Here is a 20,809-nt window from a genome sequence, read left to right as displayed (position 1 = left end):
TTCGGGTATCCGGAAAGCACTGCAGGTGGTCAAAAATGCTGCACTGCATATATTATAAGAAAACATAAAATGGTGCAGTATGGAACGGGTCAGACAGATTACAAGGGTGAATGAAGCTCATAAACTAGGATATATTGGAAATAATGTCACGGTAGCCGTGATGGATACAGGAATTGGAACTCATATTGATTTTGGACAAAGAATCAGAGGATTTCGTGATTATGTAGGTGATAAGAAGATACTTTATGATGATAACGGTCATGGAACCCATGTTTCCGGAATTATTGCAGGTTCTGGTTTCGCTTCCCATGGACGTTACCGGGGAATGGCACCGGGAGCACAGATATTTTCGATAAAAGTATTAGACCGCATGGGAAAGGGAAATACCAGACTGGTGGTATCTGCATTAAAATGGCTGATTGCAAATTATGGGAAAATGAATATAAGAATCTTAAATATTTCCGTAGGAATGCTTGCTTCGGCCAGAAGGGAAGAACAGGAGGAATTGTTAGCAGCAATTGAAGCAGTCTGGGATGCAGGAATTGTAGTGGTTGCCGCTGCCGGAAATAACGGACCAAAGGATAAGAGTATTACGATACCGGGGCTATGCCGGAAGATTATAACGGTAGGCAGCAGTGATGATGAGGAAGGAGAAGTAAAAAATCTGGGTCTGATGCGTGGGTATAGTGGGAGAGGTCCGACGGAAGCCTGCATTATGAAACCGGAAGTAGTGGCTCCTGGAACAGCGATTGTCAGCTGTAAGCGGATGGGAAATGGTTATGAGATGAAAAGTGGAACCTCTATGGCAACACCGGTGGTGGCCGGGGCGGTCGCGGTGCTTTTAAGCCGTTATCCAAATCTAAAACCGGCAGAAGTAAAACTGCGGCTTTATGAGACGAGTGTAGATACTGGAAAATCCAAGCATGCACAGGGCTGGGGGAGGCTGGATGTCATGCGGCTGATTCGATAAAAGAAAATAGCCTGGAAGAGATAAAAAGCAGAAAGAAAGAGAAAGAGACAGAGACAGAGGGAAAGGAATACGCCGGACATTTGATTTCTGGGAGAAAATGCGGTAGAATGAAGAATACGCATAAAACAAGGGGTAGAAAAGAAAGAGGAGGGAATAAGGTGAAGAAAATAGTTAAAGTTTTAATCAGCAGACTTTTTATCACAGTTTTACTTATTTTACTTCAGTTTGGATATTTATTTTATCTGCTGCTGGAAGTTGGTAAAATGTCTACTTACATCAACCTGATTCTCAATATACTTGCATTTATCGTAGCTTTATTCGTTGTAAATCGAAGAATGAATCCGGCATACCGGCTGGCATGGGTATTTATTATTCTGATGTTTCCATTGCTCGGATTATTGCTGTACGTGGTATTTGGAAGACCGGAACTCACCAGAAAGGCAAGAGAGAAAATGAACCGTGTAAATGAGGAAGTAGAACCGCTTCTTACAGAAGATAGAGCGTGCAGAGAACGGCTGGCAGAAGAAGATCCGGTTGCCGCTGGACAGTCTTCATATATCAGTGACTGGGCGCATTTTCCAGTTTATGAACATACAGCAACAAATTATTATCCGTCCGGAGAAGAAATGTTTCCAGTTATGTTAGAAGAAATCCGGAAAGCGAAAAAGTTTGTTTTTCTGGAATATTTTATTTTAGATGATGGAAAGATGTTCCGGGAGCTGATTCAGCTTTTGAAGGAAAAAGTGGAAGAGGGCGTAGAAGTACGTCTGATTTATGATGATGTTGGCTGCATTACGACACTGCCGAATAATTTCTATAAGGAATTGCAGAAAATCAGAATTAAATGTGCGGCGTTTAATCCGTTGCGGGCGAGACTTGCTGTCATTATGAATAACCGTGACCACAGAAAAATCCTCGTTATTGATGGAAATGTTGCATTTACTGGTGGAATCAATATTGCAGATGAATATATCAATGAAATTGAGCGGTTTGGATACTGGAAGGATACCGGAATCCGTATGAAAGGTGCAGCGGTATGGAGCTTTACCTGTATGTTTCTTGAAATGTGGAATTATATAATAAATTCCACGGAGGATTATGAGAAGTTCCGGCCGGATGCAGACTATGTGGCAAAGATTCCATCCGTTGGATATGTGCAGCCGTATAGTGATACACCGTTAGATCACGAAAATACCGGCGAGAATGTATACATGAACATTATTAATTCAGCACAGAAGTATGTCTACATTTTCACCCCGTATCTGATTATTGACCATGAAATGCTGGTAAGCCTTCAGAATGCGGCAAAACGTGGTGTGGATGTGCGGATTGTAACACCTGGAATTCCGGATAAGAAATTTGTTTATCTTCTGACACAGGCAGATTATGGTGTTCTTATTGAAAGTGGTGTAAAGATTTATCAGTATACACCGGGATTTATTCATGCAAAGAGTTTTGTCTGTGATGATAAAATTGCTACCGTAGGCAGTATCAATCTGGATTACCGCAGTATGTATCTGCATTTTGAATGCGGAGTCTGGTGCTATAAGACCGAGGCAGTGCTGCAGTTAAAAGAAGATGCACTTGCGGTAATCGGACAGTCACAGCAGATTGATCTGGAATTCTGCAAACACAGATTTGTAGGAGTACGGATGATACAGACCTGTCTGCGTCTGCTGGCCCCGCTTTTGTAGAAAAGGTTTTACAGGGAGAAGAAATAAGTAAGCGTCTTACGAAAATAATCCTGATAGGTAGCTTTTGGAATTGTAGTATCATATAAGACACGGATGGAGCCGATTTCTTTTTCATTTAATGTATAGTAAAGTGTGCCGGCTTCTTTTCCCTGTGTTACCGGAGCTTTTATTTCTTCTGGAAGAGAAAGCTTTTTTTCAATAAGATTTAAGTCATTTCCTGCAGTATCAAGATATGAAAAGGTTCCTTCATAGGAAAGACTGACCTTTTTATCAGTGCCACCCCGTACTGATAATTCCGGCAGAGCGGGCGGTGTGGTATCCTGATAGAGCCGGCATACGGAAAAACCATAGTCTAAAAGGGCGGACGCATCAGCAAAACGCACTTTATAATCCGGTGCAGCCATAATGACTGCGATGAGTTTAATGTTATCTTTTTCAGCAGTGGCTGAGACACAGTACTTGGCAAGACCGGTGGAACCGGTTTTTAATCCAGTGGCATAGGCGTATTGTTTGATGAGCTTATTGGTGTTGGTTAAACCAAATTCGGAAGACCCTTTTTTCGTGACATGGGTAATATTTTCCATCCAGATGGTAGAATAATTATGTATCTGCGGATATTTTGTGATTAATTCCCGGGACATTAGAGCAACATCATAGGCACTGGTCATATGATTGTCAACGTCAAGACCGCAGCAGTTAACAAAGTTGGTATCCTTCATACCAAGACCGGCAGCCCGCTCATTCATCTGGGCAACGAAGGCATCTTCCGAACCGGCAATGAATTCTGCCATGGCAACGCAGGCGTCATTGGCACTGGCAACACTGATACACTTTATCATGGTATCAACGGTCTGGGTTTCACCCGGCTCTAAGAAGACCTGGGAACCGCCCATGCTTGCAGCATGTTCCGAAACTGTGACAACATCATCCAGGGAAATTTTTTGTGCGTCCAGAGCATCGAAAATCAGAATCAGTGTCATGATTTTCGTAATGCTGGCAGGATGCAGGATGGAATGAGCATCCTTTTCATAGATGATGGTTCCGGTAGATGCTTCCATTAAAAGAGCGCTGGGAGCAGACAATGTGACCGGAGCAGATGCATCGGAAGCAGCATCCGGATTGGAAGCATCTGGCATGGAAGCATCAGGGGATGGATTGTTGGATTCTGCAGGAGTTTCGTTTTCTGCAAGAACAGAAAATTGTGATGCCATTGGTAAAAAGGCCGGGCCAAGAAGAGACAGGCTTATGAAAATGGAAAGAATGGTATGCATAAGAATACCTCCGGTATGTTCTATTACATTTTAATAGAGAAGAGAAAGAAATATGCAGATAAAGCATGGTTTATTTTGTTGATGCAAAGAGGTGAAAGATGTTATTAAAAATCATTATTGTAATAGCATGTGTGATTTTGGTTTACATAATCTGGCAGTGGCAGGAATTAAAAAAATTTGTAAGAACGGATTATGAGATAAAAAGTGGTAAAGTGCAAAGAGAATATAAGGCAGCAGTACTGGCAGATTTGCATGGTTTTCAGTATGGAAAAGACAACATCCGGCTTTTAGATGCAATTAGAAGTGGACAGCCGGATCTGATTCTGATTCCAGGAGATATGGTGGTCAGCAGGAAAAGTGACACCTATGAGACAGCGTTAAAGATATTGGAAGAACTGTGCAGGATTGCACCGGTTTATTATTCTTACGGAAATCATGAATCCCGTGCCCACATAAGAAAAAGTGAGTATCAGGAGAAATTTTTCGCTTTTGAAAATAAGGTAAAAGAGCTTGGCATCCATGTACTGCATAATGAAACAGAAGCTTTTGGAGAACTGGCGGTTACCGGGCTTGAAATTCCATTGTCCTGTTATAAAAAAGGAGTGGATGTGCCACTTCCACAGGATTATCTTGAGAAAACGCTTCCGAAGCAGACGGAAGATACATTTCAGGTGCTGTTAGCACACAATCCAAGATATGCGAAGGAATATGCAGACTGGGGAGCGGATTTGACTTTTTGCGGACATAATCATGGAGGACTGATACGGATTCCTGGCGTTGGAAGCCTGATTTCTCCGCAGTTTCAGTGGTTTCCGAAATATGATGCAGGAGCCTTTGATTTTGAGGGAAAGAAAGTAATCGTAAGCCGGGGGCTTGGAACCCATACCTTTCATATCAGAATCTTTAACCGTGCGGAACTTGTGTTTATGGTTATAAAACCACAAGATATTGCTTGATTTGTGGTATAAAGTTGTGAAAAACACTAAATCTTGTGAAAACACTTGCGTTTTTTCTTAGATACCGTTAAAATAGATGTGCTAGGAAAGAATGGAGAGGTTTTGAAATGGAATTAACAGTAAAGCTGCAGGTGTTCGAAGGACCATTAGATTTGCTCCTTCATCTGCTGGATAAGAATAAAGTAAATATCTATGATATCCCAATTGTGGAGATAACCAATCAGTATATGGAATATATCCGGGAAATGAAGCGGCAGGATTTAAATGTTATGAGTGAGTTCTTAGTCATGGCAGCCACACTGATTGATATTAAATCAAAGATGCTTCTTCCGGCAAAAGAGACAGAAGAAGAGGAAGCAGAAGACCCGAGAGCAGAACTGGTAGAACAGCTTTTGGAATATAAGATGTATAAATGCATTTCCTATGAATTAAAAGACCGTCAGATGGATGCGGAAAAGGTGATGTTTAAGGAGCCGACGATTCCGGACGAGGTAGCTGCCTATGAAGAGCCGGTGGATTTAGAGGAACTGATGGCAGATGTCACATTGAAGAAATTGAATGATATTTTCAAATCCATCATGCGTAAGCAGGAAGATAAGATTGACCCGGTTCGTTCCAAATTTGGCAAGATTGAGAAAGAAGAAGTATCACTGTCCGATAAAATGGTATATTTAGAGCAGTATGCAATGACACATCCACATTTCAGCTTCCGCAGTCTTTTAGAAGCACAGTGTGGCAAGATGGAGATTATCGTGACCTTCCTTGCAGTGCTTGAGCTGATGAAGATGGGCAAGATAACCATTTATCAGGATAAAATATTTGATGATATCAGAATAGAGTCCAAGGTTGCAGCCTAGGCTCTTATTATATGAGGGTAGTAATGGAAGAAAAGAATTATGAAGCAATTATAGAAGCAATTTTATTTACCATGGGGGAATCGGTAGAATTGGATAAAATTGCTAATGCAATTGAATTAGACAAACAGGAAACCAAAAAGAAAATAGAAGCACTCCGGCAGAAATATGAGCAGGAAGAAAGAGGTATCCAGATTATCGAACTGGACGGCGCTTATCAGATGTGTACGAAGAATGAAATGTATGAATATCTGATTCGGATTGCAAAACAGCCAAAGAAGCGTGTCCTTACAGACGTACTGTTAGAGACCTTATCCATCATTGCTTATAAGCAGCCAATCACTAAGGCGGAGATTGAAAAAATCCGTGGCGTATCCTGCGACCATGCAGTAAGCAAACTGGTGGAATATAATCTGGTCAATGAAGTGGGAAGATTGGATGCTCCGGGCAGACCTATGCTATTTGGCACAACAGAGGAATTCTTACGGAGCTTTGGTGTGCATTCCATCGATGAACTCCCGGTGCTGAATGAAGACCAGGTGGAAGAATTCAAGCATCAGGCTGAACAGGAAGCAGAAATGAAGCTTGAAGTATAGCAACAGGGAATGCAGTAAGCGGAAGTATAATCGAAGTATAATCATAGAAAGAAATGAATAGAATGCAGAGAAAATGTATTTCGGAGCGGTCATGAAAAAGAGACGGTGGAAGAAAATGACAGCATTATCTCTGCTTTTTATATTTTTTAGTTCCAATCATATTCCGGCAGAACCGCTGCCACAGGATAATCCGGATGAAACGCAAGAAGAAAATGAAATAGAAATCGAAGAACCAAAGAATTTGTACGCGCTGTCTGCATGCTTAATGGATGCGGATTCAGGGCGTATTTTGTTTGGAAAAGAAGAGGATGTGCGCCGGGCAAATGCCAGTACGACAAAGATTATGACATTGATTGTAACCTTAGAGCATGCAGATTTAAATAACGTGGTTACATTTTCTGATTATGCAGCCTCCCAGCCGGATGTGCAGCTGAATGGAGCAAGTGGGGAACAGTTTTTATTAAAAGACCTTTGTTTCTCTCTGATGTTAGAATCCCACAATGATTCGGCAGTGGCAATTGCGGAACATGTGGCAGGAAGTGTGGAGGCATTTGCTGGCTTGATGAATGAGAAGGCGGCGGAGCTTGGCTGCATGGATACCTATTTCATTACGCCAAACGGACTGGATAAGGAAGATGAAAACGGATTCCATGGAACGACAGCAGCCGACCTTGCCCGGATTATGAACTATTGCATCAATGAGTCTCCCATGAAAGAGACTTTTCTTGAAATTACGCAGACACCGTCCTATTCCTTTTCTAATATAGAAGGAACACGAAACTACAGCTGCAATAATCACAACCGTTTCCTTACGATGATGGACGGAGCAATCAGTGGTAAAACCGGTTTTACGGGCAATGCCGGATACTGTTATGTGGGAGCATTGCGGCGGGATGACCGTACCTATGTGGTGGCACTTTTGGGCTGCGGCTGGCCAAACAATAAGAATTATAAATGGTCAGACACAAAACAGTTGATGCAGTATGGAATTGATTCATTTGAAAAGGTAAATCTTCTGGAGTTGGAAATCCCCAAGGAAGCAGAATGTCCCCTTGAGATAAGTGGGGCAAAGACAGAAGACTATAGCAGAATTAAGATGACAGAGGTTCAGAACAGGACAGAGGAAAAACAGATAGAAAATATACTGCTTCGTAAGGATGAATCCATTGAATTTAAATTGGAGAGAAAGCAGAGACTTGAGGCTCCGGTGGAAGCAGGAACTACTGTTGGAACCCTTAAGTATATACTGAACGGGCAGGTGGTGAGAGAGGAAGAACTTGTCTTAAAAGACAGTGTTCCGGCATGGGATTACCGCTACAGCTGCCTCAGAATGGTTGACCTTTTTTCTTTATAAAGTCAGAAAATCAGCCATAAAATGCGATATGTAAAATCTGTGAAAAAATTAACAATTTGCTATTGAAAAGTTTTGGTCAATGTACTACAATTACCCTAGCGAAAAATTTTATTTTTTCTAAAATAGATGGAGGACTAAGAGATGAGCAACAGAAGTAATAACTTAGCAGAACAGAGAATTTGCCGTTTGCTGGATGAAAACAGCTTTATGGAAATCGGTTCTCTGGTAACCGCAAGAAATACGGATTTTAATCTGGCAGATGAAGCTACGCCATCAGATGGTGTCATTACCGGACATGGTCTGATTGATGGTAATCTGGTATTTGTCTACAGTCAGGATTCTTCCGTATTAAATGGAACAATTGGCGAGATGCATGCAAAGAAAATTGCAGCTGTTTATGACAGAGCAATGAAGATGGGTGCACCGGTAATCGGACTTTTGGATTGTGCCGGAGTTCGTCTTCAGGAATCAGTAGATGCTTTGAATGCATTAGGAATGATTTATGAAAAACAGGTTATGGCATCCGGAGTAATTCCACAGATTTGTGCTGTATTTGGCAACTGTGGCGGCGGACTTACCGTAGTACCTGGATTATGTGATTTTGCATATATGGAAGCTGATAAAGCCAAAATGTTTGTAAATGCACCAAACGCAATCGAAGGAAATTACGTTGGAAAATGTGATACATCTTCTGCAGATTTCCAGAGCACAGAGACCGGCGTCATTGATATGGCAGGTTCTGAAGAAGAAATCTTTGCACAGATTCGTGAACTGGTCTGCATGCTTCCGGCAGATAACACAGAGAATGGTTATATGGAAGACTGTGAAGATGATTTGAACCGTGCATGCGAAAATGTAGATACCATGAAAGGCGATCCTCGTTTCGTATTAAGCGAGATTTCTGATAATCACAATTTCTTAGAGACAAAGAAGGATTATGCAAAGAGCATGGTAACCGGATTCATCCAGTTAAACGGACTGACTGTCGGTGCTGTTGCTAACTGCACAGAAGAATATGATGAAGAAGGAAAGAAAGTCGCAGAGCATGATGCAGCACTTTGTGCAAAAGGCTGTGAAAAAGCTTCTGAATTCATCCAGTTCTGTGATGCATTTGATATTCCTGTATTATCTCTTACCAATGTGGCTGGATTTACAGCAACAAAATGCAGTGAAAGAAGACTTGCAAAAGCTTTGGCTAAGCTTACATATGCATTTGCAAATGCTACCGTTCCTAAGGTTAGCCTGCTTACCGGTAATGCTTACGGAAGTGCAGCAGTAATGATGAACTCCAAAGCAATCGGTGCTGACCTTGTATACGCATGGCCGGATGTTAAGACCGGTATGATGGATGCTCGTCTTGCAGCAGAGATTATGTATGCAGATGCTGATGCGGACAAGCTTGCAGAGAAAGCAAAAGAATATGAGGCATTACAGTCTAATGTTGTAACTGCAGCTAAGAGAGGATATGTAGACTTGATTATTGAGCCTGCTGATACCAGAAAATATCTTGTAGCAGCTTTTGAAATGCTGTTTACAAAACGTATGGATACTCCATATAAGAAACATGGAACAAAATAGAAAGGTGAATCTTATGAAGAAAAAATTGTGGATGCTTGTATGTGTTTGTCTGCTTGCATTTTCTGTTACGGCCTGTGGTAAGACAGATCAGACTTCAATAACATTCAATGGAGGCACCTATGACCAGTGGAAGGATACAGTACAACAGACAGTACAGCAGATAACTACTGTGTCAGAAGCTGATATTGATAATGCTCTTTCTTCCATTTCAGAGAAGAGCGATGCAGTAAACTACAACTTCTATAGCAGTTGGAAAGAAGCTGTTGCTGACGAAGGAGATTTCCAGGGATTTGGTGACTTTACCATGACAGAGTCAAATAAGACAATGGTAATGGAACAGACATTGAATTATACCAACCGTGATTTGAGTTTTACTGTTGTATTTGATACAACTACAGACACACCGGAACTTACCAGTATGACATTTGACAAGGTATATTCACTTGGCGAGAAAATGGGCAAAGCCGGAATGAATACACTTATGGGCATGGGTACCGTATTTGTAATCTTAATTTTAATCAGTATTATTATTTATGCATTCCGCATTATTCCTTATTTACAGAATAAGAAAAAGAATGCGGCTGATGCAACTGCTGCAAAAGAAGATAAAGTAGTAGAACAGATTGCTCAGAAAGAAGAGCTGGTTCAGGATGATTTGGAACTTGTTGCAGTTATCTCTGCTGCAATTGCGGCAGCAACAGGAAGTTCTACAGATGGATTTGTAGTACGTTCCATTAAGAGAAGATAGTTTGAAGAATAATTAGGAGGATATAAAGATGAAAAACTATACAATTACAGTAAATGGAAATGTTTATGATGTTACCGTAGAAGAGAACGGAGCATCTGCACCTGTAGCTGCACCAAGAAAGGCAGCAGCAGCTCCTGCAGCAAAAGCAGCAGCACCTAAGGCAGCAGCCGGAGCAGGAAGCATTAAGATTGAAGCCGGAGCAGCCGGAAAAGTATTCAAGATTGAGGCTCAGCCTGGAACAGCAGTAAAGAAAGGTGATGCAGTTCTGATTCTTGAAATTATGAAAATGGAGACTCCTGTTGTTGCACCGGAAGACGGAACAGTTGCAAGCATCGAAGTTGCAGTTGGTGACAGCGTAGAAGCAGGAGCATTACTTGCTACAATGAACAACTAGGAGGAAAATTATGTTAAGTTATGTTGGAGACACAATGAGTAACCTCCTGCATCAGACTGCATTCTTTAACCTGACCTGGGGTAACTACCTTATGATTGTAATTGCCTGTGTATTCTTATATCTGGCAATCAAGAAAGGTTATGAACCTCTTCTTTTGGTTCCGATTGCATTTGGTATGCTTCTGGTTAACATTTATCCGGACATTATTGCAAGTCCGGAAGAGACCAGCAATGGTGTCGGTGGTTTACTTTATTATTTCTATACTCTGGATGAGTGGTCAATCTTACCTTCTCTGATTTTCCTTGGAGTTGGTGCGATGACAGATTTTGGCCCTTTGATTGCAAACCCAATCAGCTTCCTTTTAGGAGCAGCAGCACAGTTCGGTATTTTCGGAGCTTACCTGCTTGCAATTCTGATGGGATTCAATGACAAGGGAGCAGCAGCCGTATCTATTATCGGTGGAACAGATGGTCCGACCTCTATCTTCCTTGCCGGTAAATTAGGACAGGCTGCATTGATGGGACCGATTGCGGTGGCAGCATATTCTTATATGTCTCTGGTTCCGATTATTCAGCCACCAATTATGAAACTGTTTACAACAAAGAAAGAACGTGCAATCAAGATGGAGAACCTTCGTCCGGTATCCAAACTGGAGAAGATTTTGTTCCCAATCGTAGTTACTACAATTGTATGTCTGATTCTTCCGACAACCGCTCCGTTGGTTGGTATGCTTATGCTTGGTAACCTCTTCCGTGAGTCTGGTGTAGTCAGACAGCTTACAGATACAGCATCCAATGCTTTGATGTATATCGTAGTTATTCTTCTGGGTACTTCCGTTGGTGCATCTACCAGTGCAGAAGCATTCTTAAATTTCAGCACACTTAAGATTGTTGCTCTTGGACTGATTGCATTTATGTTTGGTACTGCAGCCGGAGTCCTCTTTGGAAAACTGCTTTGCTGGATTACCAAAGGAAAAATTAATCCGTTGATTGGTTCTGCCGGAGTTTCCGCCGTGCCTATGGCTGCGCGTGTATCGCAGAAGGTCGGTGCAGAAGAAGACCCGACAAACTTTTTACTTATGCATGCAATGGGACCAAACGTTGCCGGTGTTATCGGTACAGCAGTAGCTGCCGGTGTATTTATGGCAATCTTTGGTATATAGGAGGATAGAAATGTCAGAAGAAATGAAAAAACCTTTAAAAATTACAGAAACTGTTCTTCGTGATGCACATCAGTCTCTGATTGCAACCAGAATGACAACAGAACAGATGCTTCCAATTATCCCGAAAATGGATGAAGTTGGGTATTATGCAGTAGAGTGCTGGGGTGGAGCAACATTTGATGCCTGCCTTCGTTTCTTAAAAGAAGATCCATGGGAGAGACTTCGTAAATTAAGAGATGGATTTAAGAAAACAAAACTTCAGATGCTGTTCCGTGGACAGAATATCTTGGGATATCGTCCATATGCAGATGATGTGGTTGAGTATTTCGTACAGAAGTCTATTGCAAACGGAATTGATATTATCCGTATTTTTGACTGCTTAAATGATGTTCGTAACCTTCAGACAGCAGTAACAGCATGTAACAAAGAAAAAGGACATGCTCAGGTTGCATTATCCTATACATTAGGAGATGCTTATACCTTGGATTACTGGATGGAAATGGCAAAGAGAGTAGAAGACATGGGTGCTGATTCCTTATGTATTAAGGATATGGCAGGACTTTTAGTTCCTCAGAAAGCAACCGAACTGATTCAGGCTCTGAAATCTTCAACCAGCCTTCCAATCGAACTGCATACACATTATACTTCCGGTGTTGCTTCCATGACATACATGAAAGCAGTAGAAGCTGGATGTGATATTATCGATACTGCAATGTCACCATTTGCACTTGGTACCAGCCAGCCTGCAACCGAAGTTATGGTAGAAGCATTCAAGGGAACACAGTATGATACCGGTCTTGACCAGAACAAACTGGCTGAAATCGCTGATTACTTCCGCCCAATGCGTGAGGAAGCATTAGACAGCGGTCTGATGAATCCAAAGGTACTTGGTGTTAATATCAAGACTTTATTATATCAGGTACCGGGTGGAATGTTATCCAACCTGATTTCCCAGTTAAAAGAGCAGGGACAAGAAGATAAATACGAAGAAGTACTGGCTGAAGTACCTCGCGTTCGTAAAGACCTTGGTGAGCCACCACTTGTTACACCTTCTTCCCAGATTGTTGGTACACAGGCTGTATTTAACGTATTAATGGGTGAGCGTTACAAAGTTGCTACCAAAGAGACCAAGGATATTCTTCTTGGAAAATATGGTCAGACTGTTAAACCTTTCAATCCGGAAGTTGTGGATAAGGTTCTCGGTGCTGACAAAGATAAGGCAATTACCTGCCGTCCGGCAGACTTACTTGAGCCTGAATTAGATAAGATTGAAGCTGAAATGAAACAGTACAAACAGCAGGATGAAGATGTATTATCCTATGCATTATTCCCGCAGGTTGCTACTGAGTTCTTCAAATATCGTCAGGCACAGCAGACGAAAGTTGATACAACAATTGCAGATACAAAGAACGGAGCATATCCGGTATAGGGTACCTTGCTATCTATAGCAGGAAAGAAGCGGCTACAGACAAATATGTCTGTAGCTGTTTTCCTTTTGATTGGTATAATGGAATATCAGAATTACATAAAAATTCTATGGACAAGAGGACAAAAGATTGCTATGATGAAGTCATGATTTGTCATGGGGTAGACAATTTTAATTGCAAAGCATTTGAAAATATTGTGGCAGTTCTTTCACGGTATTTGGAGAGGAAAAAGGTGAAGGACAATGAAACTGTATGAATTGGGGACAGGGGAGCCGGTGCAGGTGCTGGTGAAAGTGGAGAATGCTTCAGCAGAATATGATAGTACAGTTGCTTTTGGAAAAGAAGGCATTTTATTAATTGAGCCAATACGTTATGATGGAAAAATTATTAATTTTTCCGGAGATAAGGTGCATATCAGTGTAATTTATATGGAAGATGGAATCAAACCGCTGATATGGGAGGGGTGCAGAATGCAGACCGTCCAGGCAGGAAAAGAAAAATATCATGCAATTGTATGTAAACGTGATGGAATGAGATGGAACCGCAGACAGGCGTATCGCCAGTATCTGGGACTGGATGGAATGTTGTCCATTGACAGTACAAGAGCAAATCGTTCTGTGGTTGTGAAGGATATCAGTGCTACCGGAGTGTCATTTGTGGGGATGCCGGATATGAATTATCTTTCCATGGGACCGTTTCATTTGACGTTTGAAGATAAAGCAAGCAGGCTTAAAGTGCAGTTATCCGGTATGGCTGTTCGTCAGGAGCCGGTAGATGAAACGAAAGTGATTGTAGGATGTACGGTAAAGCAGGCAAATCTCGACTTGGGGACTTATGTCGCCTCCAAGCAGAAGCAGGAAATTGCCAGACGACATGGAAACTGACGAAAATCCTGCAAAAAGATGTTAAAACGACATAAAAAATGCAAAATATTTGTAGAATCGAGAAGAAGGAACTATGAATGGGAATACCAATGATTTGACCAGTCGAATCAACGAATGTTATGGAAGTTTAAGCAAAGGACAGAAAATATTAGCAACCTATATTACGGATAATTATGATAAGGCTGTATTTCTTACGGCAGCAAAAATGGGACAGGTAGTAGGTGTGAGCGAATCGACTGTAGTACGATTTGCTACACATTTAGGCTATAAGGGTTATCCGGAATTTCAGAAGGCTTTAGAGGAGATGGTTCGGAATAAGCTCAACTCCATTCAGCGTATGGAAGTGACTTATGGAAGAATCAGCCAGTCGCATATATTAGAAACGGTATTGCAGTCGGATCAGGAGAAAATTAAGGATACCTTGGAACATATTGATGAGCATGCTTTTGAACTGGCAGTAGATACCATTATCAAAGCAAAACATATTTATATTGTTGGAATACGAAGCTGCGCTCCACTGGCAGCTTTTATGGCGTTTTACTTTAATCTGATGTTTGAAAATGTGACATTGCTTCAGACCAATAATTCCAGTGAATTATTTGAACAGATGGTGCGAATCAGTAAGGATGATGTCATTATCGGAATCAGTTTTCCAAGATATTCCATGCGTACCTTAAAGGCAATGGAATTTGCCAATAACCGGAATGCAAAAGTAATTACATTAACAGATAGTGTGCATTCCCCAATGAATTTATATTCTTCCTGTAATCTGATTGCAAGAAGTGATATGGCATCTATTGTGGATTCTCTGGTGGCACCGCTTAGTGTTATCAACGCACTGATTGTTGCTCTGTGTATGAAGAAGCAGGGTGAGGTTGCCAAGACATTGGAGACCCTGGAGGATATCTGGAATGAATACCAGGTATATGAAAATGATGAAATTAATTATATTGATGATAAAATCAAAATGAGATATGCCAAATTAGGAGATGCAGATGAGTAAGGTACTTGTAATCGGCGGTGGACCGGCGGGCTGTTTTGCGGCAATTGCTGCAGCAGAACAGGGACATCAGGTCGTATTGTTAGAACGCAATGAGAAAATCGGGAAAAAATTATTCATTACCGGAAAAGGAAGATGCAACCTTACCAATGCATGTGATACGGAAGAACTATTTTCAAACATTCCAAGGAATTCCAAGTTCTTATACAGCGCAATCTATTCTTATGACAATTTCCGGGTCATGGATTTCTTTGAACAGAATGGAACACCGGTAAAGGTGGAACGGGGAAACCGTGTATTTCCGGTATCAGACCATTCATCGGATGTCATTGCAGCCTTAAAACGCTCCCTGGATGCACATAAAGTAAAGATTATGTATCATACAACGGTAGAAAAGCTTATGGTATCGGAGAATTGTGTACATGGAGTAATTACTGCAGAGGGAAAGAAAATGCCGGCAGATGCAGTAGTTATTGCAACAGGCGGCTGTTCTTATGCATCTACCGGTTCTACCGGGGATGGTTATCGTTTCGCAGAAGCCTGCGGACATACCATAAAAACCTGCAGTCCATCCCTTGTGCCTTTTAACGCAGAAGAGGAATATGTCAAAGAATTGCAGGGGCTATCGTTGAAAAATGTAAAGGCGAGCATTTATCAGGGCAAAAAGCTTTTGTATGAAGCTTTTGGAGAAATGTTATTTACCCATTTTGGCGTAAGTGGACCTCTGATGTTAAGCGCCAGCAGTGTGGTAAATGATGCGGTAAGAAAACAGCCGTTGCAATTATACATTGACTGGAAACCGGCACTCTCGGAAGAACAGTTAGATCACAGAATTTTAAGGGACTTTGAAGAGGCAAAGAACCGGCAGGTGATTCATGGAATTGAAAAATTATATCCGTCCAAATTCCTGCCGATTATTTTAAGACTTGCTAAGATTCCAGCAGAAAAGCGTGTCAATGAAGTAACCAAAGAGGAACGGCAGCGACTGGTGGACTTGACAAAGAAGTTCCCGGTTACACTGACTGGTTTACGGGGCTTTTCGGAAGCCATTATTACAAAGGGCGGTGTTTCTGTAAAAGAAGTAAATCCATCGACCATGGAATCAAAATTAACAAAGCATCTTTATTTTGCCGGAGAGGTATTGGATTTGGATGCATTTACCGGCGGCTTTAATCTGCAGATTGCCTGGTCTACCGGATATCTGGCAGGAAGCAGCATTGGAAATGAATAAAGAGAATAAAAAAGCAGAAAAATCGGAGGATGAGAAATGAGCTTTAATATAGCAATCGACGGACCGGCAGGAGCCGGAAAAAGCACTATAGCAAAACAGCTTGCAAAGGAACTTTCTTTTATATATGTAGATACAGGAGCCATGTATCGGAGTATGGCATTGTATTTTATGAGAAATGGCATTGCAAAGGAAGATGAGGCAGCAATTTCAGATGCCTGTAAAACCGTGGAAGTATCTATTGCCTATGAGAACGGAGAACAGCAGGTGCTTTTAAACGGTGAGAATGTCAGCAAAGAAATCCGGAAAGAAGAAGTTGGAAAAATGGCATCTGCCACCAGTGTTTATAAGGAAGTCCGCACAAAACTGGTTGAATTACAGCAGAAGCTTGCAGCAGATAAAGATGTTATCATGGATGGAAGAGATATCGGAACCTGTGTGCTGCCGAATGCCCAGGTAAAGATTTATCTTACTGCAAGTGTTGAAACAAGAGCCGAGAGAAGATATCAGGAATTGCAGGAAAAAGGTGCTGCCTGTGACTTGGAAGTGATTAAAAAAGATATTGCGGACCGTGATTATCAGGATATGCACCGGGAGATTTCACCATTAAAGCAGGCAGAAGATGCCATTCTTGTAGATTCTTCGGATATGGGAATTGAAGAAGTGGTAGAAACCATCAAAAATATTTATAGGGAAAAATGTTAATATGAAAAATGTCAGAGTTGCAAAAAGTGCAGGTTTCTGCTTTGGCGTAAAGCGTGCAGTAGATATGGTTTATGCACAGCTTGAAACAAACGATGAAACAAAGGATGGAATAAAAGACCCGATTTATACTTACGGACCGATTATTCATAATGAAGAAGTGGTAAAGGATTTAGAGGCAAAGGGCGTAACCGTAATCCATGATATTTCAGAAATAGAAGAATCAGAAAAAGGAACCATCGTCATCCGTTCCCATGGTGTAGGCGAAAAAATATATCAGACATTAGAAAATGCCGGTTACCATATCGTGGATGCCACCTGTCCTTTTGTAAAGAAGATACATCGTCATGTACGGGAATATGGAGATGCCGGTTATCATGTTGTAATTATCGGAAATGCCAGCCATCCGGAGGTAGAAGGAATCCGTGGATGGGGAAATGAAGAGGAAATTACGGTAATTGGAACGAGGGAAGCAGCAGAAAATTTCCGGGTTTCAGCAGGAAAAAAGGTTTGTATCGTATCACAAACGACATTTAACTACAATAAATTTCAAGAATTAGTTGAAATTATAAATAAAAAAGGTTATGATATAATTGTTTTAAATACAATCTGTAATGCAACGGAAGAGCGGCAGACCCAGTCGAGGGCTTTGGCAAAAGAAGTTGAAGCAATGATTGTGGTTGGTGGGAAGAGCAGTTCCAACACACAGAAGTTATTTGAAATATGTAAAAACGAATGTGCAAATACTTACTATATACAAACCATAGATGATTTGGATCCGGCAGTACTTCGGACCATTGATAACGTAGGTATTACCGCAGGGGCATCTACCCCAAATAAAATTATTGAGGAGGTTCAAAATAATGTCAGAAATGAGTTTTGAACAAATGTTGGAAGAATCTTTTAAAACAATAAGAAATGGAGAGGTAGTCGAAGGCGTCGTTATCGGTGTTAAGCCAGATGAGATCATCCTTAATATTGGATATAAGTCAGACGGAATTATTACACGTAATGAATATACGAACGAAGCAAATGTAGACCTGACCACCGTTGTATCCGTAGGTGACACTATGGAAGCCAAAGTTTTAAAGGTAAATGATGGAGAAGGACAGGTACTTCTTACTTACAAACGTCTTGCTGCTGAAAAAGGAAGCAAGCGTTTAGAGGAAGCATTCAACAATCAGGAAGTGCTTACCGCAAAGGTTACACAGGTATTATCCGGTGGATTAAGTGTTGTAGTTGACGAAGCAAGAGTATTTATTCCTGCAAGCCTTGTATCAGATACTTACGAGAAAGATTTATCTAAGTATGAAGGACAGGAAATTTCATTTGTAATCACTGAGTTCAACCCAAGAAAGAGAAGAATTATCGGTGACAGAAAACAGCTTTTAGTAGCAGAGAAAGCTGAAAAACAGAAAGAACTCATGGAGAGAATCCATGTTGGTGATGTTGTAGAAGGTACAGTAAAGAACGTAACAGACTTTGGCGCATTCATCGACCTTGGTGGAGCAGACGGACTGTTACATATTTCTGAAATGTCCTGGGGACGTGTTGAAAGTCCTAAGAAAGTATTCAAAGTTGGCGATACTGTAAAAGTATTCATCAAAGATATCAATGAGAGTAAGATTGCACTGAGCATGAAATTTGAGGATGAGAATCCTTGGAATAATGCTGCAGAGAAATATGCAGTAGGTAATGTGGTAACAGGTGTTGTTGCAAGAATGACAGACTTTGGTGCGTTCGTAGAATTAGCTCCTGGAGTAGATGCATTACTTCATGTATCCCAGATTTCTAAAGAGCATGTTGAGAAACCTTCTGATGTATTAAAAGTAGGTCAGGAAGTAGAAGCTAAAGTAGTTGACTTTAATGAAGAAGACAAGAAAATCAGCTTAAGCATGAAAGCACTTCTGCCAGAAGAGGAAGCTGATACAGAAGAAGTTCCTACAGAAGAATAATAAGGTAGGAGGTAGCATATATGTTTGAAGGCTATGAAAAGTTTAAAAAAGATATATATGCAATGACCACGATTGACTTAAACGCTTACAAAGAGAAACAGATGCGTCGTAGGATTGACAGCCTTTTGGTAAAGAATAAGGCTCAGTCCTATGATGAGTATGTACATCTGCTTCATACAGATAAAGAGAAGTTTGACCAGTTTATTAATTTCCTGACTATTAATGTTTCGGAATTTTACCGGAACCCGGAACAGTGGAAGTTTTTGGACGAAGAGGTTTTCCCGGCACTTATAAAACAGTTTGGCAGCAATTTGAAAATCTGGAGTGCAGCGTGTTCTACCGGAGATGAGCCATACTCTCTTGTAATGGCTTTATCAAAGCATGTTCCGCTGAACCAGATACATATAATTGCTACTGATATTGATAAACAGGTACTTGAGAAAGCAAGAGTTGGACTTTATAACGAAAAGAGCATTGAATCTGTACCGGATGATTTGAAGCGTAAGTATTTTACACAGGTAGGAAAATCCTATAAGATTTCCGATGAAATCAAAAAGCATGTAGAATTTCGGGAACATAATCTTTTGCGGGATCCATATCCATCAGGTTGTCATTTGATTGTCTGCAGAAATGTAGTAATTTATTTTACAGAAGAAGCAAAAGACGAGATTTATCGCAAGTTCTATGATTCTTTGGCAAAAGATGGAATGTTATTTATCGGAAGTACAGAGCAGATTATGAATTATCGTGAGTTGAATTTAAAAAGACATCAGTCATTTTTCTTTCAGAAATAATAATGACATAGTAAAGACCTCATTCTCAAAATTGGGAAAGAGGTCTTTTTTTACAGGAAATTGCTTTCCTGTAAAGTAAAAAACGCTCCGCGAGGATGCACACTGCGGCGTATAATGTAGGTATCACTTAATTTTCTTGTTTTTTATAGCGTCTAACAAGTGATTTACATAACTTTTGATAAGCTCCGGCGATGAAAGAAATTTTTCCGTAAGTTCAAAGTAAGAAATTTTTTCCTTATAGTCGTGTTTAAAAGAAGGAGAAATAAGCTCTTCGTACTGTGGAAGAAAGCTTCCTTCATGCCGGGTATAGCAGGTGGCAGCGGTAGCCTGTCTGCGGTGTTCTTTATCGACATATGATGCTACACTTTTGTGCATTGCAGTATCTTCAGCCGGAAGATAATAATAATCCTTATAATTTGGAAAGAAATATTTCAGGGCATCCTCTTCTAAACGGACGGAGAGGGTGCATTTTTTGCCCTTTGCATAGAAATAAACAGAACCTATGCGGCAGGAAATATGCTTTGGAAATGGAAATTCCGGCTCAATAGAAAGAATCAGTTCTTTCTTTTTCTGTTGCTTATAATCTGTATATTCAGAAACAGAAGCACTGCAGGATAAATACTGTCCGTAAAACAGATGGACATAGGATAAGACGGGAAGTAATGCAGGCATATCCAGAACATCTTCGTAGTTGTGGAGCAGAAGAATTTCCAATTTATCCGGACGTGGTTCCTTGGTATACGAATGATAGATCTCAATCAATTCACCGCCGGAATATAAGTCATCCCTGCCAATACCAAGAAAAGCTTCGATGGTCTTCTGCTTGTAATTTGGCAGCTGGAGAATATGCTTTATCTGGGAAATGGATTTGAAAATATCCACATAAGTAAAATCAGCAAAGTGCTCGTTACATTCATAAGTATTGCATTTTGCTTTCAGATAAGGAATATCAAAGCCGATTCCATTGAAAGTGATAATTGTATCAAAACCGTCTAATAGCAAAAGAAACTGCTCAAGTACTTCTTTTTCTTCTTCCGGTGTTTCGGCAAAATACTGTTTGATATAAAGCATCTGTTCTATGTGATAGGCACATCCAATCAGATAAAGACTGGTATGAGCCGGGGAAAATCCGGTAGTTTCGATATCGAAAAAGACAGAGGAAGCAGTGAATATTTCCTCATCTAAATTCGAAGCCGGACTATATGGAATTTCATGTACAATTGTTTTCATATCTGTCCTCCT

21 protein-coding genes are annotated in these 20,809 nt (G+C 40.8%); 19 read left to right on the top strand and 2 right to left on the bottom strand.

The annotated features are described in order from the left end of the window. The first annotated feature begins 79 nt into the window (after positions 1–79). Both DWX65_RS01380 and cls read left to right on the top strand, forming a co-directional pair. Entirely contained in the window at positions 80–970 is an 891-nt protein-coding gene (locus DWX65_RS01380; RefSeq protein ID WP_118056739.1) for a S8 family peptidase, read from the top strand. A gap of 158 nt (positions 971–1,128) precedes the next feature. Further along, complete coding sequence (cls, locus tag DWX65_RS01375) at positions 1,129–2,664, top strand: cardiolipin synthase (RefSeq protein WP_118172623.1); 1,536 nt, start codon at positions 1,129–1,131, stop codon at positions 2,662–2,664. 8 nt (positions 2,665–2,672) lie between these two features. On the opposite strand, the gene DWX65_RS01370 is transcribed toward cls, so the two are convergent. After that, entirely contained in the window at positions 2,673–3,935 is a 1,263-nt protein-coding gene (locus DWX65_RS01370) for a D-alanyl-D-alanine carboxypeptidase family protein (RefSeq protein ID WP_117946903.1), read from the bottom strand. Positions 3,936–4,033: 98 nt separating this feature from the next. On the opposite strand from DWX65_RS01370, the gene DWX65_RS01365 reads away from it, so the two are divergent. The 17 genes from DWX65_RS01365 to DWX65_RS01290 all read left to right on the top strand — a co-directional run bounded on the left by DWX65_RS01365 (position 4,034) and on the right by DWX65_RS01290 (position 19,567). Then, the gene (locus DWX65_RS01365; RefSeq protein ID WP_118172622.1) at positions 4,034–4,891 is read left to right on the top strand and encodes a metallophosphoesterase; all 858 of its coding nucleotides are present in this window, start codon (positions 4,034–4,036) and stop codon (positions 4,889–4,891) included. A 107-nt stretch (positions 4,892–4,998) separates the two neighbouring features. Continuing rightward, complete coding sequence (locus DWX65_RS01360) at positions 4,999–5,748, top strand: segregation and condensation protein A (protein WP_022243723.1); 750 nt, start codon at positions 4,999–5,001, stop codon at positions 5,746–5,748. A 23-nt stretch (positions 5,749–5,771) separates the two neighbouring features. Further along, positions 5,772–6,341 (top strand): SMC-Scp complex subunit ScpB, encoded by a 570-nt coding sequence (gene scpB / locus DWX65_RS01355; protein ID WP_022243724.1) that lies wholly within the window; start codon positions 5,772–5,774, stop codon positions 6,339–6,341. 91 nt (positions 6,342–6,432) lie between these two features. Then, the gene (locus DWX65_RS01350) at positions 6,433–7,695 is read left to right on the top strand and encodes a D-alanyl-D-alanine carboxypeptidase family protein (protein ID WP_242997781.1); all 1,263 of its coding nucleotides are present in this window, start codon (positions 6,433–6,435) and stop codon (positions 7,693–7,695) included. Positions 7,696–7,836: 141 nt separating this feature from the next. Further along, the gene (locus tag DWX65_RS01345; RefSeq protein WP_117697184.1) at positions 7,837–9,273 is read left to right on the top strand and encodes an acyl-CoA carboxylase subunit beta; all 1,437 of its coding nucleotides are present in this window, start codon (positions 7,837–7,839) and stop codon (positions 9,271–9,273) included. A 13-nt stretch (positions 9,274–9,286) separates the two neighbouring features. Next, positions 9,287–10,021 (top strand): OadG family protein, encoded by a 735-nt coding sequence (locus DWX65_RS01340; RefSeq protein ID WP_117697185.1) that lies wholly within the window; start codon positions 9,287–9,289, stop codon positions 10,019–10,021. 28 nt (positions 10,022–10,049) lie between these two features. After that, positions 10,050–10,415, top strand: a complete 366-nt coding sequence (locus DWX65_RS01335; protein ID WP_022243728.1) for a biotin/lipoyl-containing protein — start codon at positions 10,050–10,052, stop codon at positions 10,413–10,415. Positions 10,416–10,425: 10 nt separating this feature from the next. Beyond that, positions 10,426–11,577 (top strand): sodium ion-translocating decarboxylase subunit beta, encoded by a 1,152-nt coding sequence (locus DWX65_RS01330; RefSeq protein ID WP_118172621.1) that lies wholly within the window; start codon positions 10,426–10,428, stop codon positions 11,575–11,577. Positions 11,578–11,587: 10 nt separating this feature from the next. Then, entirely contained in the window at positions 11,588–13,006 is a 1,419-nt protein-coding gene (locus DWX65_RS01325) for an oxaloacetate decarboxylase subunit alpha (protein WP_022243730.1), read from the top strand. A gap of 107 nt (positions 13,007–13,113) precedes the next feature. Then, entirely contained in the window at positions 13,114–13,260 is a 147-nt protein-coding gene (locus DWX65_RS15100; RefSeq protein ID WP_158580568.1) for a hypothetical protein, read from the top strand. Beyond that, positions 13,247–13,888: a hypothetical protein gene (locus tag DWX65_RS01320; RefSeq protein ID WP_118172620.1), complete on the top strand. Its 642-nt coding sequence runs from the start codon at positions 13,247–13,249 to the stop codon at positions 13,886–13,888. Before DWX65_RS15100 ends, DWX65_RS01320 begins: the two co-directional genes overlap by 14 nt. Before the next feature lie 73 nt (positions 13,889–13,961). Continuing rightward, on the top strand, positions 13,962–14,891 hold the full coding sequence (locus DWX65_RS01315; protein ID WP_022243732.1) for a MurR/RpiR family transcriptional regulator: 930 nt from the start codon (positions 13,962–13,964) through the stop codon (positions 14,889–14,891). Then, on the top strand, positions 14,884–16,119 hold the full coding sequence (locus DWX65_RS01310) for an NAD(P)/FAD-dependent oxidoreductase (RefSeq protein ID WP_118172619.1): 1,236 nt from the start codon (positions 14,884–14,886) through the stop codon (positions 16,117–16,119). The genes DWX65_RS01315 and DWX65_RS01310 overlap by 8 nt, the downstream gene beginning before the upstream one ends. Positions 16,120–16,155: 36 nt before the next feature. Then, positions 16,156–16,821: a (d)CMP kinase gene (gene cmk, locus DWX65_RS01305; RefSeq protein ID WP_118056733.1), complete on the top strand. Its 666-nt coding sequence runs from the start codon at positions 16,156–16,158 to the stop codon at positions 16,819–16,821. A 1-nt stretch (position 16,822) separates the two neighbouring features. After that, complete coding sequence (gene ispH, locus DWX65_RS01300; RefSeq protein ID WP_022243735.1) at positions 16,823–17,701, top strand: 4-hydroxy-3-methylbut-2-enyl diphosphate reductase; 879 nt, start codon at positions 16,823–16,825, stop codon at positions 17,699–17,701. Then, on the top strand, positions 17,682–18,773 hold the full coding sequence (gene rpsA, locus DWX65_RS01295) for a 30S ribosomal protein S1 (protein WP_117841012.1): 1,092 nt from the start codon (positions 17,682–17,684) through the stop codon (positions 18,771–18,773). Before ispH ends, rpsA begins: the two co-directional genes overlap by 20 nt. Positions 18,774–18,793: 20 nt before the next feature. Further along, on the top strand, positions 18,794–19,567 hold the full coding sequence (locus tag DWX65_RS01290; protein ID WP_022243737.1) for a CheR family methyltransferase: 774 nt from the start codon (positions 18,794–18,796) through the stop codon (positions 19,565–19,567). 123 nt (positions 19,568–19,690) lie between these two features. Here the strand turns inward: DWX65_RS01290 and DWX65_RS01285 are convergent, their stop codons facing one another. Beyond that, positions 19,691–20,797, bottom strand: a complete 1,107-nt coding sequence (locus DWX65_RS01285) for a ribonuclease H-like domain-containing protein (protein ID WP_118172618.1) — start codon at positions 20,795–20,797, stop codon at positions 19,691–19,693. Positions 20,798–20,809: the final 12 nt, after the last annotated feature.

It is taken from the genome of Roseburia sp. AF20-18LB (genome assembly GCF_003461185.1).
Taxonomy (GTDB): Bacteria; Bacillota; Clostridia; order Lachnospirales; family Lachnospiraceae; genus Roseburia_C; species Roseburia_C amylophila.
The sequence above is the reverse complement of the archived record's forward strand: the minus strand, read 5'-3'. Positions and strand labels throughout refer to the sequence as shown.